Below are 13885 nucleotides of genomic sequence, written 5' to 3'. Positions count from 1 at the left end.
CTTAACACGCACGGGCATCGGTGGGACGAACAAAGCCCTGGGTGACGGCTCGGGGCGATGGCGCGTGCTCCAGGGCGTGGTCGCGGGAGTCGGCGCGGCCCGCGCGCCCACGACGGCCCCGCTACAGCACGCGCGCGAGGTCCTCCAGGGCGGACAGGGGGTCGGTGCCGACGGGCATCAGGACCGTCGTCGTGACGCCCGCGTCGTGCAGCTGCCCGATACGGGTGCGGGCGTCGTCGACGGTCCCGACGACGGCGAGCTGGTCGACCCACGCGTCGGGCATCGCCGCGACGAACGCCTCGCGGGTGGCCGACGACGCCCGCAGCGCGCGGAACGCCTCGGCGAACGGCAGCGGAGCGATGTGCACGTCCCAGTCGGGCTCCCCGATCCACTCCAGCGCGGGCCGAGCGGCAGCGCGGGCTGCGGTCGCGTCGTCGTCGACCACCGCGACGCAGTACGCGACGATCCGGTGCTCACGCGTGGGGGCGATGTGCCGGAGCGCCTCCGCGACGTACTCGGGGGTGACCGGCTCCGCGAGGATCGTGCCGTCGGCGGACCTGCCCGCGAGCGCGAGCGACTTCGGTCCGCGCACCCCCGCGAGGATCCGCGGCACGCTGCTGGGCGGCGTGCTCAGCTCGACGCCGTCCAGCTGGACGTATCGACCCTCCACGCTCTCCCGAGAGCCGGTCAGCACCGCGCGCACCGCTTCCAGGTGCTCCCCCAGCATCGTCAGCGGGCTCGCCGGCCACGCCCCGACCTGGCGCATCCAGCCGGGCATCCCGTGCCCGATGCCGATGTCGACGCGCCCCGGGAACAGCTCCGCGAGCGTCGCCGCCTCCAGCGCGGTGAACGCCGCGTTCCGCACCGCGGCGGGCAGGATGCCGATGCCGAGCCGGATCCGCTCCGTCATCGCGAGCGCCGCGGCCGCCTGCGCGATCCCGCCGCGGAAGAAGCAGTCCTCGACCACCCAGAGCTCGTCGAAGCCGAGCGTCTCCGCGCGCTGCGCGTAGGTCCGGAACTGGTGGGCGGGCAGGTCCCGCGGGAGCATGACGCCGACGGCGCGCTGGGTCGTCGGGCCGGTCATCGGATCTCCTCGATCGCGCGGGCCGGGTCGCCGACCGCGACGACCTCGGCGATCCGCCCGTCCTGCGTCCCGGTGTCCTCGTCACTCATGCCCCGACGCTCTCACAGCCTCGGGCCCACCGGCTCGGACTCCCCCCGGGGTGTCAGCCCTGTGCCGCCCGCAGGAACTGCTCGAGGAGCGGCCCGGCGGTGGTCGACCCGTACTCGCCGACGTCGACGAACACCGCGACGGCCAGGTCGCCCTGGATCGCGATCATCCAGACGTGGTTCTGCAGGTTGCCCGCCTCGCCGAACTGCGCGGTGCCGGTCTTGGCCGCCACCTCGTCGCCGGGGACGTCCAGCAGGAACGTCGCGCCGCCCTCCGTCACCACGCCGCGCATGAGCTGGCGCAGGGTCGCGGCCTCGTCGGCGGTCAGCGGGACGGTCGGGCGCCGCGCGTCCGTCGGCTCCTCGCTGGCCGCGGTGGCGTCGTCGGTGGGCGACGGCGTGGCCGCCCCCTCCGCCGGGACCACGAGACGCGGGACCACGGTCTGGCCGCGAGCCACCGACGCGGCGACCGTCGCCATGCCGAGCGGCGACGCCAGCACGCGTCCCTGGCCGATCATCGACGCGGCGTGGTCGGTGCCGTCCGAGTCGGCCGGGACGTCGCCGAGGAAGGCCGGGAACCCGAGCGCTGCGTGCGGGTCGAGGCCGAGCGACCCGGCGGCGTCGATGAGCGCGTCCTGGTTCGCGGCATCCCTGGCCGAGATGAAGGCCGTGTTGCACGAGTTGGCGAAGGCGGTCGCGAGGGGGATGGTGCCGAGCTTGTCGGTGGGGTACTCGGGGAAGTTGGTGAACGTCCGCCCGTCGACCGAGACCGTCGCCGGGCACGTCGTGTCGCTCTCGGCGGAGAGCCCGGACCGCAGCAGCGCGAGAGCGGTCGCGACCTTGAACGTCGAACCCGGAGCGAACTGGCCGAGGGTCGCGGTCGACATCCCCTCACCCCCGGGGCCGCTGGCCGCCGCGAGCACGTCCCCGGTGGACGGCCGGATCGCGACGATCGCGCTGGCGGGCCCGACCGTGGCCACGACGGCCTCGGCAGCGCCCTGCAGACCGACGTCGAACGTGGTCGTGAGCGGGGTCCCGGGCGTGGGCTCGACCACGTACAGCCGGCGCGGGGCGGCGCCGTCGGGCTGCGACGCCGTGATCGTGAGGCCGGGCAGCCCGCGCAGCTGGGCGTCGTACTGGCGCTGGAGCCCGGACAGGCCGGTGAGGTCGCCGTCCGAGACGGCCCCGTCCGACTTCTCGATGATCTCCGCGGTGGCTGGTCCGACCGTGCCGAGGATCGGGCGGGCGAACTGCCGGGTGGGGGCGAGCGGCAGCATGTCGGTGACGTCGTTCACGCCGGCCAGCGCGGCGAGGCCCGCGACGTCGTAGCCGGGGTCGCCGTCGCGGACGGTGATCGCCTCGATGAACGCCTTCTCGCCTGCCGCGGCCACCTTCGCCACGTACGCCTCCGGGTCCATCCGGAGCGCGGACGCCAGCGCTCGTGCCGCGGCCTCCTGCTCGGGCGGTGCGACCTGGGTCTTGTCGATGCCGAGGCGGTGGACGAGCCGCGGCTCGACGATCACCGCACCGCCCGCACCCAGGACGTTCGCACGGTCCGCCCGCGCCTTCTGGACGGTGAGCACCTCACCCTCGGCGAGGTCGGGCGCCAGCATCGAGGGCGACCACGTGGCGTGCCAGACGTCCTCGTCGTCCCGGGCGAGCTTCGCGTGCGTCTCGTACGTCCAGTCGGCGTCGCTCTCGTCGACGTCCCACGTGTAGCCGAGGGTGACGGTCGCGAGGTCCTTGTCCTTCTCGTCGATCGTCGTCGAGACGACGGCGACCTGCGGCTCCCACGGGGCGAGGCCCTCGAACGCGGCGGTCCGGGCTGCTGTCGCCGCGGACACGTCGGCCGCGCCACCGGAGAACGGCGCCTCGGTGAAGTCGCCGGACGCGAGCGCAGAGGCGAGCGCTGCCGTCGCGCTGTCGGGGTTCGGCGGCTCGGCCGAGCACGCGGCCAGCCCTGCGACGACGGTGACCAGCGCGATGCCTCCGCCCAGGAGCCGTCGCCTCGTTGCTGCCCGTTCACCTGCGAACGTCATGCTGTCCTCTCGTCACGTGCGACTGCGTCTCGCTCGGACGACGCTCCGAGAGCGTGCCACCGCCTGATGGTCCCGCGGGCGAGAACGGGGCACCCTTCACGACTCCTCCTCAGACCGCGGCCGGGCGAGCACGCCCACGGGGTCGTACGCCCGACGGACCTGCGTCAGGCGGTCGGCGGTCGCCGGCGCCCACACCGGGGTGCCCGTCCCCGCGAAGTTCGGGTTGAGCTCCGCCGCGGTCCAGGGCCCGAGCGCGGCGCCGAGCCGGGCCGCCCAGGTGGGCAGCGTGGTGGCGAACTGCGTGGGGTCGTTGCCGACGACGCCGGCGACGAACGCCGCACCCCGCCCCGAGACGGCCGACCCGCCAGGCACGTCGACGCCCGTGGCACCCGCGACGTGGCGCAGCTCGGAGGCCACGAACGGATGGCCGGTTCCCGGTCCGACGACGCCGAGCCAGGCGGTCGCGAGGTCGTCGTCCGCATGGGTGAGCATGAGCCCGCGCACCCAGCCGGGCCCTGGCCTGACGGGGTCGTTGTGGATCTCCACGGCGCGCGCGACCGGCAGGACACCGACCGTGTCCAGGAACGTCGGGGCGAGCGCGCGCAGGGGAGCCGTCGCCGCCTCGCCGGCCGACGCGTCGCCGGGCCGTGCGACGCGCAGGGCGAGTGCCGTCCGGCCCCGCAGGAACGGCGGGACGGCCTCGAGGTCGGGGAACGAGATGATCGCCGCGCTCGTCGTCGTCTGGGCGTCCGCGCTCGCCGTCCACGCGATCCAGCCGCGCAGCGCGGTCTCGATGTGCTCGGCATCGAAGAACAGGGCGCCCGCGTACAGCTCCGGGATCGCGACCAGCTCGAGCCGGACCTGCGTCACGACGCCGAGCCCGACCTTGCCGCCGCGGAGCGCCCAGAACAGGTCGGGGTGCTCGTCGGCCGACGCCTCCACCACCTCCCCCGTCCCGGTGACCACGGTCAGCGACCGGAGCCGGTCGGACGAAGACCCGTGGCTGCGCGCGAACGGGCCGATCCCCCCGCCGAGCAGGTAGCCGACGACGCCGACGTGGGTGGACGAGCCGGCGACGGGGGTGAGCCCGTGTGCGTCGGCGACGGGGACGACGTCGGTCCACCGGGCCCCGGCTCCGATCGTGGCGACACGCTCGTCCGGGTCGACCTCGACCCCGCCGATCCGACGCGTCGTCAGCAGCACGCCGGACGTGACGGGCGACGTCGCGCCGTGCCCGGTGGCCAGCACCGCCAACGGAACCCGGTGCTCCGCGGCCCAGCGCACCGCCGCGACCACGTCCTGCGTGCTCGTCGCCCCGACGACGACGTCGGGACTGTTCACGACCGCGCGGTTGTGGGGAGCGACCTCGTCGTCGAACCCCTCCTCGCCCGGGGTCAGCACGGGTCCGGCGACGAGGGAGGCGAGGGGATGGGACATGCCGGAGCTCCTCTGCAGGTCGGTCACGGGCAGGTTGTCATGCGGGCAGGCATCCGAGCACGACCTTTCCACCGACCTCCGACAGTGCGCGACGATCGTCGGGTGACCGACGACTTCACCTACCTGACGCACGAGCCGACGGGTCCGCTCCGGCGGTTCGTGGCGAGCATCTGGTACGCCCGCGGCCGGTTGCGCGCGCCCGCCGAGCGGGTGGCGCCGACGGGTTCGGCCGTGCTCGGGCTGGTGCTCGGGGCGCCCATCGCGCAGGTGGCACGCAACGGGCACGGTGACGGGCACGTGGCGCGGACGGGGTTCCTGCTGGGGCCCGACGACCAGCCGATGCTGAACCGCCCGCTCGGGGAGACGTGGTGCGTCGGGGTCGTCGCGACGCCGATCGGCTGCGCGACCGCGTTCGGCGTCGACCCGCGCGCGCTGCGGGGCCGGCTCGTGGGCGCGGAACCCTGGGCGCCGGTGCGTCGCGAGCTGCTGGCGCTCGACGACCCCGGCGACATGATCGCGGCGGTCGAGGACGTGCTCCGGGAGTCCGTCGCGGGGCACGAGCCCGCGCTGCCCCGGTGCACCGACGCGGTCGAGGCCGCGGTGGCCGCGCTCGTCGCGGACCCGGGGCGTCCGGTCGCCGACGTGGCCCGGGAGCTGCACCTGTCGCACGCCCACCTGGACCGCGGGTTCCGACGAGTCGTCGGCCTCAGCCCCGGGACGTTCGCGCGGGTCACCCGGATGCGGGACCTGCTGGCGTCGCTCGACACCGGTCGCCCGGTCGGCTGGGGTCAGGTGGCCGCCGACCGGGGCTGGTACGACCAGGCGCACCTCATCCGGCACTTCCGCCGCCACACGGGCACGACGCCCGCCGCGTACGTGGCGGCCTACCGCGCGGTCTACGGCGACGCCGCGACGGAGCCGGGCTTCGCGCCGGTGGTCAATCCCGTCCAAGACAGCCCGTCGGCACGCGCCTAGCGTCGCGCCCATGACGACCGCGATCGACACCACGACGACCATCGCCGCACCCCCCGACGCGGTCTGGGCGGCACTCACCGACTGGTCCCTGGCGCCCCGCTGGATGCCAGGTGTGACGGCGATGAGCGGACCGGTGTCGGCGGGGGCCGTCGTGACGTTCACCGTCCGCGGCAAGGAGCGCACGGCCGTCGTCGAGACGCTCGACGCGCCCCGCACGCTGGCGCTGCTCTCGCGCTCCGGCCCGGTGACCGCCGTCTACACGTACACGCTCGCCGCGGCGGCCGGTGGCACGAGCCTGCGCCTGCTCGCCGACGTCGAGGTCCGCGGTCCGCTGAAGGTGCTCGCACCGGTCGTCCGCCGGTCCATCGCGAAGGAGGACGGCGTCCAGCCCGAGCGGCTGCGCGCCGTGATCGAGCCGGTCAGCCGACCAGCCGGCTGACCGCGCGACGCAGGTCCGCGCGCGTGTGCTCGAGGTCGGGCCCCGGGGCGAGCGTGACGCCGTGCACCAGCGCGAGCACCTGGCCGAGCAGCCGGTCCGCGGGCCACTCGTCGTCACCCCGCACGGCACGCAGAGCAGCGACCTTGCGGGCGTGCGACGACTCCGTGTGCCCGACCTGCATCCCGGGCCGCTCCAGCGCGTGCCACAGGAGCAGCCGCACGAGCGACGGGTGCGCGAGGTTGAACTCCCAGAGCCGGACCGCGTACCCGGGCAGGTCGACCGCGTCGAACGGCACGGCGTCGAGCAGCTGCTCGATCTGGTCCTCGACCACCCGCTCGAACAGCCGGTCCTTGCTGCCGAAGTACGCGTAGATCCGCTGCTTGTTGGCGCCGGCCCGCTCGGCGATCCGGTCCACCCGCGCCCCGGCGAGCCCGCGCTCGGCGAACTCGTCGGCGGCCGCGTCGAGGATCCGGCGCGGGGTGTCGGCGGCCATCACGCCGGGAGCGCGGTGCCGGTCAGGTCCTCCGCCGCCGCCCAGAGGCGGGCGGCGGTGCGGTCGTCGCGCATGCGACGGTTCAGGCGGACGGGACCGGTGGGGCCGACGAGCCCGAACCGGCCGGTCGGACCGTAGTAGCCGTCCTCGACCGCGCGCGGGTCGGCGGCCGCGAACAGCATCGGCTCGGCGCCCTCGGGGGGCAGCTGCGACGGGACGAACGGGAAGCGCGCGATGGACGACCGGTGCACGGCGTCCTTGCCGAGCGACGCACCCGCGGTCTGCAGGTTGGTCTGCGTGAACCCCGGGTGGGCCGCGTTGCTGCGCAGTGCCCAGCCGCGCTGCATCGAGACGCGGGCGAGCTGGCGGGCGAGCAGGAGGTCGGCCAGCTTGGACTGGGCGTACGACCGCGTGGGGCTGTACCGGCGCCGGGTCCACTGCAGGTCGTCGAACCGGATGCGCCCCACGGCCGCCATGCCGCTGCTCATCGTGGTGACCCGGCCCTCCGGGGCAGCCAGCAGGAGCGGCAGGAGCCGGTTGGTCAGCGCGAACGGGCCGAGGTAGTTGGTGCCGAGCTGGAGCTCGAAGCCGTCCTCGGTCTCCATGCGGGTGGGTGGGGTCATGACGCCCGCGTTGTTGACGAGGGTGTCGAGGTGCGGCAGGTCGCGGCCGAGGTCGTCGGCGAAGGCCTGCACCGAGGCCAGCGAGGCCAGGTCGAGGATCCGCACCTCGGCGGACGCACCGGGGTGCGCGGCCTGGATCTCCGCGAGCGCCTTCTCGCCCTTCTCCGCGGTACGGACGGCGAGGACGACGTGGGCACCGGCGGCTGCGAGGCGTTCGGCGGCCTCGCGGCCCGTGCCGCTGTTGGCGCCGGTGACGACGACGGTGCGTCCGGTCTGGTCGGGGACGACGTACATCTGGGCTCCTGAACGTAAACCAACTGGTTGGTTGGCACTCTAACAGGCACACCCGGCCGTCGCGGGGTCGAATGGGGTCATGAGCACAGTCCCGAACATCACCCTGAACACCGGCGTGCAGATCCCCCAGCTGGGGTTCGGCGTCTTCCAGATCGACCCCGCGGAGACCAAGGACGCGGTCCTGCAGGCCTTCGAGGTGGGCTACCGCCACATCGACACCGCGCAGATGTACAAGAACGAGAAGGGCGTCGGTGAGGCCGTCGCCCAGTCCGGGCTGGCGCGCGACGAGGTCTTCATCACCAGCAAGCTGAACAACGACGCGCACGACCCGCAGGACGCGGCGATCGCCTTCGACCTGACCCTCGACACCCTCGGCCTGGACTACGTGGACCTGTTCCTCATCCACTGGCCACTGCCGACCGTGGGCAGCTACGTCGAGACCTGGAAGGCGATGGAGGACTTCTACCGGTCCGGCCGCGCCAAGTCGATCGGGGTCTCCAACTTCCAGCCCGGCCACCTGCGCCGTCTGCACGCCGAGACCACGATCACGCCCGCCGTGAACCAGATCGAGGTGCACCCGTACCTCACGCAGTCGGAGGTGCGCGCGTTCGACGCCGAGCACGGCATCGCCACCGAGGCGTGGAGCCCGATCGCGCAGGGGAAGGTCCTCGACGACCCGACGATCGTGCGGATCGCCGAGTCCCTGGGGAAGACCCCCGCGCAGGTCACCCTCCGCTGGCACGTCCAGCGCGGTGACATCGTGTTCCCCAAGTCGGTGACGCGCAGCCGCATCGAGGAGAACTTCGCGATCTTCGACTTCGAGCTGTCCGAGGTCGACGTCGCCGACATCACGAGCCTCAACCGCGACGAGCGCACGGGCCCGGACCCCGACACGTTCGACTACGTCCCGGTTGCGGCAGACTGACCTGTCGATCCGGCTGCTCACCGTTCGTATGAGGGGTGAGCAGCCGGCGCAGGGCCGGTGCCGCACCCGAGGAGGACGCGATGAGCCACTACCTGCTGAGCGTGATCGAGCCCGTCGGCCCCGCACCGGACCCCGAGTTCCTGGAGCCGATCATGCGGGCCGTCGGCGAGATCGACCAGGCCATGCGCGACGCGGGCGTCTGGGTCTACGCCGGAGGCCTGCACCAGCCGAGCACCGCGACCGTCCTGCGCGCGACGGACGGCCAGGTGGTCACCACCGACGGCCCCTACGTCGAGGCCAAGGAGCACCTGGGCGGGTTCACCGTCGTCGACGTCGACGACCTGGACGCGGCCCTCGACTGGGGCGGTCGGATCGCGGTCGCCACCGGCCTGCCCATCGAGGTCCGGCCGTTCCGCTACTGACGGGCTCCGTGGACGCTGACGAGGACGCGATCGCGCGGGTGTTCCGCGCGGAGCACGGCCGCGCGGTCGCGGTCCTCGCGCGGTCCTTCGGCGACCTCGACGTCGCCGAGGAGGCCGTCCAGGAGGCGTTCGTCGCGGCCGTGCAGCACTGGCCCACGGCCGGTGTCCCGCCCAGCCCGGCCGGCTGGATCATCACGACGGCGAGGCGCAGGGCGATCGACCGGCTGCGCCGCGAGGCGTCCCGCGACGACCGGCACGCGCAGGCGGCGCTGCTGCACCAGCGCGACGACCCGGTGGAGGAGGGACCCGTGCGCGACGACCGGCTGCGGCTCGTCTTCACGTGCTGCCACCCCGCGCTGTCCGTCGAGGCACAGGTGGCGCTCACGCTCCGGCTCCTCGGCGGGCTGAGCACGCCGGAGATCGCCCGCGCGTTCCTCGTCCCCGAGCCGACGATGGCCCAGCGCCTGGTCCGCGCGAAGGGCAAGATCCGCGACGCCCGCATCCCCTACCGGGTCCCCTCGGACGCCGACCTGCCCGACCGGCTCCGTGCCGTGCTCGCGGTGGTCTACCTGGTGTTCACGACCGGCTCCGGTCCGCCCGTCCGCGAGGACCTGTGCGACGAGGCGATCCGGCTCGGCCGCGTGCTGGTCGAGCTCATGCCCGACGAGCCCGAGGCGCTCGGGCTGCTCGCCCTCATGCTGCTCACCGACGCGCGCCGCGCCGCCCGCGTGTCCGACGACGGGTCGCTCGTCCTGCTGCGCGACCAGGACCGCTCCCTGTGGGACGCGTCCCGGCTGGAGGAGGGCCGCGACCTGGTCCGCCGGTGCCTGCGCCGCGACCACCTCGGTCCCTACCAGCTGCAGGCCGCGATGCAGGCGGTGCACAGCGAGCCCGCCGGGACGGACTGGCGGCAGATCGTCCTGCTGTACGACCAGCTGATGTCCGTCGCGCCGAGCCCGGTGGTCGCGCTCAACCGCGCGGTCGCCGTCGCGGAGCTCGACGGGCCGGCCGCAGGGCTCGCCCTCGTCGACGACCTCCCGCTGGAGCGCTTCTACCTGTTCCACGCGGTCCGCGCCGACCTCCTGCGCCGCCTCGACCGCCCGGCCGACGCGGTCGCGGCCTACGACGAGGCCCTGACCCTGACCACCACCGACCCGGAACGCGACTTCCTGCGCGAGCAACGCGCGGCAACCGGGGGCTCCTAGTCCCCGCCGCAACGCCCGCACGACCGAGCGCTGCAACCCGACGAGCGCAACGTCCGCCCAAAGACGCGCTGGGACCCGACGATGTGCGGACGTCAGGGGTGGCGAGCGCAACGGGGCGCTGGGACCCATCGAGTGCGGACGTTCGGCGCGAGGGGCTGCTTCTCGGGAGGCGTCAGGCCAGGCGGGCGACCAGGCCGGCGCGGACGACGAACCATTCCGCGGCGACGATCGAGTAGTACGCCGTGTCGCGCAGACCGCCGTCCGTGGCGACGGTGTGCACGCGGCGGACGCCCTCGAACCGGCCGCCGATCCGCTCGATCGCCCGGCGCGACGCCGCGTTGCGCGCATCCGTCTTCAGCGTCACCCGCAGGGACCGCCACGTCTCGAACGCGTGCGTCAGCAGGAGCAGCTTGGTCTCGGTGTTGATCGCCGTCCGCTGCGCCGACGCGGCGTACCAGGTGCTGCCGATCTCCGCGACGGACGGCGGGTTGTCGTCGCTGGGCGCGCCACCGGTGCCGATGCCGGGCGGCCACGGTGCGGGGTCCTGGAACACCTCGAGGTCGAGGAACCGGGTGCTGCCGACGATCGCGTCGTCGGAGAGCCGCCGGACCGCGAACGGCACCGCCCGCCCGCCGGCGGCGTGCTCCAGAGCGGCCTCGACGTAGGTCCGGGTCTCGTCGAGCCCGTCGGGCACCCAGGTGTACCCGTAGCTGCCCCGCTCCTCGGCGGCGGCTTCCGCGAGGTCGTCGACGTGCTCGACGGCCAGGGGTTCGAGCCGGACGTGGCGGCCCGTGAGCGTGATCGGGGCGAGCATGGCGTCATCCTGCCCGACGACGGGCTGCACGGCCGGGCAGACCTGGACCGTCAGGGACCCCGTGGCGCGCCCCTCGGGCAGCGCTCAGACGCTCGCGTGCTCGTTCGCGGCGCGCATCGAGCGGCGGCCCCCGGGCACCGCCAGCGCGAGCGCCACCACGAGCAGCAGCGCGACCCCGGCCCAGAGGAGCAGCGACTCCACGCTGAACGTGTCCGCGAGCGGCCCGAACACCGCCATGCCGAACGGCATCGACAGCGCCATCACGATCCCGACGAACCCGAACACCCGCCCCTGCATCTCGGGCTCCACGGTCTCCTGGAGCACCGTGAACGACGGCGTCGAGAAGGCCGGCACGGACAGACCGAGCAGGAACATGAACGCGAAGAACACCCACAGGTTGGTGGACAGCCCGAGGCCGATCGAGATGACGCCGAACACCAGGGTCGAGACCAGGATCATCCGCACGCGGTTCCACTTCCCCGCCCAGGCCGCGACCGCCGCCCCGCCGAGCACCATGCCGATGCTGAACGCGAGCTCGTTGACGGTGAGCTTCCACACCTCCTCGCCGAACGTCCGCACGATCATCAGCGGCGTCAGGAACGACGGCGCGACGATGAGCACGAAGACGACCGCGTACAGGACGAGGATCCAGCGGACGAACGCGTGGGTGGCGATGTACTTCACACCGCCGACGAGGTCGCCGAAGTAGCTGAGCTTCTCGTCGGAGCGGACGAGCCGGGGCACCGTGACCAGGAGGAGCAGGCCGATGCCGATGACCGCGGTGACGACGTCGATGTAGAACACCGCCACGATCGACATGCTGGCGTAGACGGCGGCGGCGGCCGCCGGGGCGACGAGCATCATGGCCGACTGGATGGTGCCGTTGATGCCGTTGACCCGCATGAGCTTGTCCGCGGGGACGATCTGCGGCAGCAGGGCCGCGACGGCGGGCATCTGGATGCCTGCACCGGCCGAGCGGATCGCGATGGCGACGAAGATCAGCCACAGGTCGGTGGCGCCGGCGGCCATGAACATCGCCAGGGTCAGGGTGACGACCGCGATGGTGGCGTCCGCGCCGATGATCAGCTTCTTGCGGTCCAGCCGGTCCGCCCAGACGCCTCCGAAGATCGAGATGACGGCCTGCGGCAGGAACCCGAACACCGCGTACAGGGCCATCACGCCGCCGGACTTGGTCTCCAGGGTCAGGTGCCACATCACGGCGTACTGCACGAGCATCGAGCCGAACAGCGAGACCGTCTGACCGGTGAGGAAGATCGTCGTCTCCCGGCGCCACCCCGGCCGTTCCTCGACGGGCGCGGCAGTCTGCGTCGGGGTGTCCTCGGTCATGTCCGCCATCGTGTCAGTCACCTCCGACATCGAGCACGGGAGATTCCGCGACGGCCGCGGAGCGCGCCATCAGCAGGTTCCGCTCCCGCTGCGTCGGCGCGAGCGCGGCGGCACGCTCGAGCTCCTCGGCGGCCTCGTCGGCACGCCCGAGCCGCGCCAGCACGTCGGCCCGCACGGCACCGAGCAGGTGGTAGCGGGCGAGGCGCGGGTCGTGGCGGATCGCGTCGACCGCCGCCAGCGCCGCCTCCGGTCCGTCCGCGTGCAGGACGGCCACCGCACGGTTGAGCTCGACCACCGGCGACGGGGTCAGCTGCGTGAGCGCGTCGTAGAGCGCCACGATCGCCTCCCAGTCGGTGTCCTCGAAGGTCCGCGCCCGGCTGTGGCACGCGGCGATCGCGGCCTGCACGGTGTACGGACCGAGCGGCTTGCCCAGCGTCGTCGCGCGGTCGAGCTCGGCGAGCCCGTGCTCGATCAGGGTGCGGTCCCAGAACCGGCGGTCCTGGTCCTGCAGCAGCACGCCGTCGCGGCGGGCCTCGAACCGCGACGCCTGCAGCTCCATCAGCGCGACCAGCCCGTGCACCTCCGGCTCCCGCGGCAGGAGCCCGGCGAGCACCCGGCCCAGCCGCATCGCCTCGTCGGCGAGGTCCCGACGGACCCACGTGGACCCGCTCGTCGCCGCGTGACCCTCGGTGAAGATCACGTAGAGGACCTCGAGCACCGACCCCACGCGCGCCGGCATCTCGTCGGCCTGCGGCACCTCGAACGGCACGTGCGCCTCCGCGAGGGTGCGCTTGGCGCGCGAGATCCGCTGCCCGACGGTCGGTGACGGCACCAGGTAGGCGCGCGCGATCTCGTCCGTGGTCAGGCCGCCGAACAGGCGGAGCGTGAGCGCGATACGGGACTCCCGGGGGAGCACCGGGTGGCAGGTGAGGAACACGAGCGAGAGCAGGTCGTCGCCGATGGGCTCGTCGACGATCCGGTCCGCCGCGCCCTCGTCGGCGAGGCCGTGCGCGAGGACCGCGTACTTCGCGTCCCGGTTCTGCTCGCGCCGGATCAGGTCGATCGCCCGGTGCCGCGCCGTGACCATGAGCCACGCCCCTGGCTTGTCCGGGACGCCGGTGACCGGCCACTGCTCCAGCGCGGTGACGAACGCGTCCTGCGCCAGCTCCTCGGCCAGCCCGACGTCCCGGACCAGCCGGGTCAGGGCGGCGATGAGGCGCGGCGACTCGATCCGCCAGATGACCTCGACCGTCCGCCGCGCGTCGGCCATCAGCCGTGCTGCTCCTTGACCCGGTCCACCAGCGCCTGCTCCTTCGCGAGGATCTCCGGCGAGACCACCTTCGCGAAGTCCTCCATCTCGAAGTACGGCCGGATCTCGAGCTCGGACCGCATCTCGGGTGTCGACGGGCAGCGCTTCGCCCACTCGACGGCCTCGTCCAGCGAGCTCACCTGCCAGACCCAGTAGCCGGCGATGATCTCCTTCGACTCCACGAACGGCCCGTCGACCACCGACACCTCGCCGCTGGTGTCCCAGACGACCTTCACACCCTTGCTGCTGGGCTGGAGCCCTTCGCCCGCGAGCATGATCCCGGCGTTGACGAGCTGCTCGTTGTACACGTTCATCTCCGCGAACATCTCGTCGGTCGGGGTGACCTTGTCCTCGTCGGCGCCGTCGCCCTTGATCATGACCAGGACCTTCATG

14 protein-coding genes are annotated in these 13885 nt (G+C 73.4%); 5 read left to right on the top strand and 9 right to left on the bottom strand.

All coding sequences use genetic code 11. The features are described 5' to 3' along the window. Positions 1–121 precede the first annotated feature (121 nt). The 3 genes from CTE05_RS10045 to CTE05_RS10035 all read right to left on the bottom strand — a co-directional run bounded on the left by CTE05_RS10045 (position 122) and on the right by CTE05_RS10035 (position 4646). Complete coding sequence (locus CTE05_RS10045; protein WP_146845995.1) at positions 122–1084, bottom strand: LLM class flavin-dependent oxidoreductase; 963 nt, start codon at positions 1082–1084, stop codon at positions 122–124. Positions 1085–1226: 142 nt separating this feature from the next. After that, the gene (locus tag CTE05_RS10040) at positions 1227–3209 is read right to left on the bottom strand and encodes a penicillin-binding transpeptidase domain-containing protein (protein WP_146845994.1); all 1983 of its coding nucleotides are present in this window, start codon (positions 3207–3209) and stop codon (positions 1227–1229) included. Positions 3210–3305: 96 nt separating this feature from the next. Then, a complete protein-coding gene (locus CTE05_RS10035; RefSeq protein WP_146845993.1) occupies positions 3306–4646 on the bottom strand; it encodes an FAD-binding oxidoreductase in 1341 nt (446 codons plus the stop codon). Positions 4647–4748: 102 nt separating this feature from the next. Between CTE05_RS10035 and CTE05_RS10030 the strand changes: the two genes are divergently transcribed. After that, the gene (locus CTE05_RS10030; protein ID WP_186814820.1) at positions 4749–5621 is read left to right on the top strand and encodes a helix-turn-helix transcriptional regulator; all 873 of its coding nucleotides are present in this window, start codon (positions 4749–4751) and stop codon (positions 5619–5621) included. A gap of 10 nt (positions 5622–5631) precedes the next feature. Then, positions 5632–6060 (top strand): SRPBCC family protein, encoded by a 429-nt coding sequence (locus CTE05_RS10025; RefSeq protein ID WP_146845991.1) that lies wholly within the window; start codon positions 5632–5634, stop codon positions 6058–6060. Here the strand turns inward: CTE05_RS10025 and CTE05_RS10020 are convergent. Both CTE05_RS10020 and CTE05_RS10015 read right to left on the bottom strand, forming a co-directional pair. Continuing rightward, on the bottom strand, positions 6041–6553 hold the full coding sequence (locus CTE05_RS10020; protein WP_146845990.1) for a TetR/AcrR family transcriptional regulator: 513 nt from the start codon (positions 6551–6553) through the stop codon (positions 6041–6043). The genes CTE05_RS10025 and CTE05_RS10020 overlap by 20 nt on opposite strands. Further along, positions 6553–7470 carry an SDR family oxidoreductase gene (locus CTE05_RS10015; RefSeq protein WP_146845989.1) on the bottom strand — a complete coding sequence of 306 codons (918 nt, stop codon included), beginning with the start codon at positions 7468–7470 and terminating at the stop codon, positions 6553–6555. Before CTE05_RS10015 ends, CTE05_RS10020 begins: the two co-directional genes overlap by 1 nt. A gap of 79 nt (positions 7471–7549) precedes the next feature. On the opposite strand from CTE05_RS10015, the gene CTE05_RS10010 reads away from it, so the two are divergent. The 3 genes from CTE05_RS10010 to CTE05_RS10005 all read left to right on the top strand — a co-directional run bounded on the left by CTE05_RS10010 (position 7550) and on the right by CTE05_RS10005 (position 10022). Beyond that, positions 7550–8395, top strand: a complete 846-nt coding sequence (locus CTE05_RS10010; RefSeq protein ID WP_146845988.1) for an aldo/keto reductase — start codon at positions 7550–7552, stop codon at positions 8393–8395. An 80-nt stretch (positions 8396–8475) separates the two neighbouring features. Continuing rightward, complete coding sequence (locus CTE05_RS20435; protein WP_222595454.1) at positions 8476–8817, top strand: YciI family protein; 342 nt, start codon at positions 8476–8478, stop codon at positions 8815–8817. A gap of 8 nt (positions 8818–8825) precedes the next feature. Further along, entirely contained in the window at positions 8826–10022 is a 1197-nt protein-coding gene (locus CTE05_RS10005) for an RNA polymerase sigma factor (protein WP_246123492.1), read from the top strand. A gap of 172 nt (positions 10023–10194) precedes the next feature. Here the strand turns inward: CTE05_RS10005 and CTE05_RS10000 are convergent, their stop codons facing one another. The 4 genes from CTE05_RS10000 to CTE05_RS09985 all read right to left on the bottom strand — a co-directional run bounded on the left by CTE05_RS10000 (position 10195) and on the right by CTE05_RS09985 (position 13884). Further along, a complete protein-coding gene (locus CTE05_RS10000; RefSeq protein WP_146845986.1) occupies positions 10195–10836 on the bottom strand; it encodes a GNAT family N-acetyltransferase in 642 nt (213 codons plus the stop codon). Positions 10837–10920: 84 nt separating this feature from the next. Further along, positions 10921–12183: an MFS transporter gene (locus CTE05_RS09995; RefSeq protein WP_246123490.1), complete on the bottom strand. Its 1263-nt coding sequence runs from the start codon at positions 12181–12183 to the stop codon at positions 10921–10923. 13 nt (positions 12184–12196) lie between these two features. Beyond that, positions 12197–13453, bottom strand: coding sequence for an RNA polymerase sigma factor (locus tag CTE05_RS09990; RefSeq protein WP_146845985.1), 1257 nt, complete (start codon positions 13451–13453; stop codon positions 12197–12199). Further along, positions 13453–13884 (bottom strand): YciI family protein, encoded by a 432-nt coding sequence (locus tag CTE05_RS09985; protein ID WP_146845984.1) that lies wholly within the window; start codon positions 13882–13884, stop codon positions 13453–13455. Before CTE05_RS09985 ends, CTE05_RS09990 begins: the two co-directional genes overlap by 1 nt. Position 13885 lies beyond the last annotated feature (1 nt).

This window comes from Cellulomonas terrae, from assembly GCF_007990265.1.
GTDB classification, from domain to species: domain Bacteria; phylum Actinomycetota; class Actinomycetes; order Actinomycetales; family Cellulomonadaceae; genus Cellulomonas; species Cellulomonas terrae.
This window is presented reverse-complemented; position numbering and strand designations above follow the sequence as displayed.

Coding starts and splice junctions, on each gene's coding strand:
- CTE05_RS10045 (WP_146845995.1), bottom strand. CDS start 1,084: ATGACCGGCCCGACGACCCAGCGCGCCGTCGGCGTCATGCTCCCGCGG.
- CTE05_RS10040 (WP_146845994.1), bottom strand. CDS start 3,209: ATGACGTTCGCAGGTGAACGGGCAGCAACGAGGCGACGGCTCCTGGGC.
- CTE05_RS10035 (WP_146845993.1), bottom strand. CDS start 4,646: ATGTCCCATCCCCTCGCCTCCCTCGTCGCCGGACCCGTGCTGACCCCG.
- CTE05_RS10025 (WP_146845991.1), top strand. CDS start 5,632: ATGACGACCGCGATCGACACCACGACGACCATCGCCGCACCCCCCGAC.
- CTE05_RS10020 (WP_146845990.1), bottom strand. CDS start 6,553: ATGGCCGCCGACACCCCGCGCCGGATCCTCGACGCGGCCGCCGACGAG.
- CTE05_RS10015 (WP_146845989.1), bottom strand. CDS start 7,470: ATGTACGTCGTCCCCGACCAGACCGGACGCACCGTCGTCGTCACCGGC.
- CTE05_RS10010 (WP_146845988.1), top strand. CDS start 7,550: ATGAGCACAGTCCCGAACATCACCCTGAACACCGGCGTGCAGATCCCC.
- CTE05_RS20435 (WP_222595454.1), top strand. CDS start 8,476: ATGAGCCACTACCTGCTGAGCGTGATCGAGCCCGTCGGCCCCGCACCG.
- CTE05_RS10000 (WP_146845986.1), bottom strand. CDS start 10,836: ATGCTCGCCCCGATCACGCTCACGGGCCGCCACGTCCGGCTCGAACCC.
- CTE05_RS09995 (WP_246123490.1), bottom strand. CDS start 12,183: ATGACCGAGGACACCCCGACGCAGACTGCCGCGCCCGTCGAGGAACGG.
- CTE05_RS09990 (WP_146845985.1), bottom strand. CDS start 13,453: ATGGCCGACGCGCGGCGGACGGTCGAGGTCATCTGGCGGATCGAGTCG.
- CTE05_RS09985 (WP_146845984.1), bottom strand. CDS start 13,884: ATGAAGGTCCTGGTCATGATCAAGGGCGACGGCGCCGACGAGGACAAG.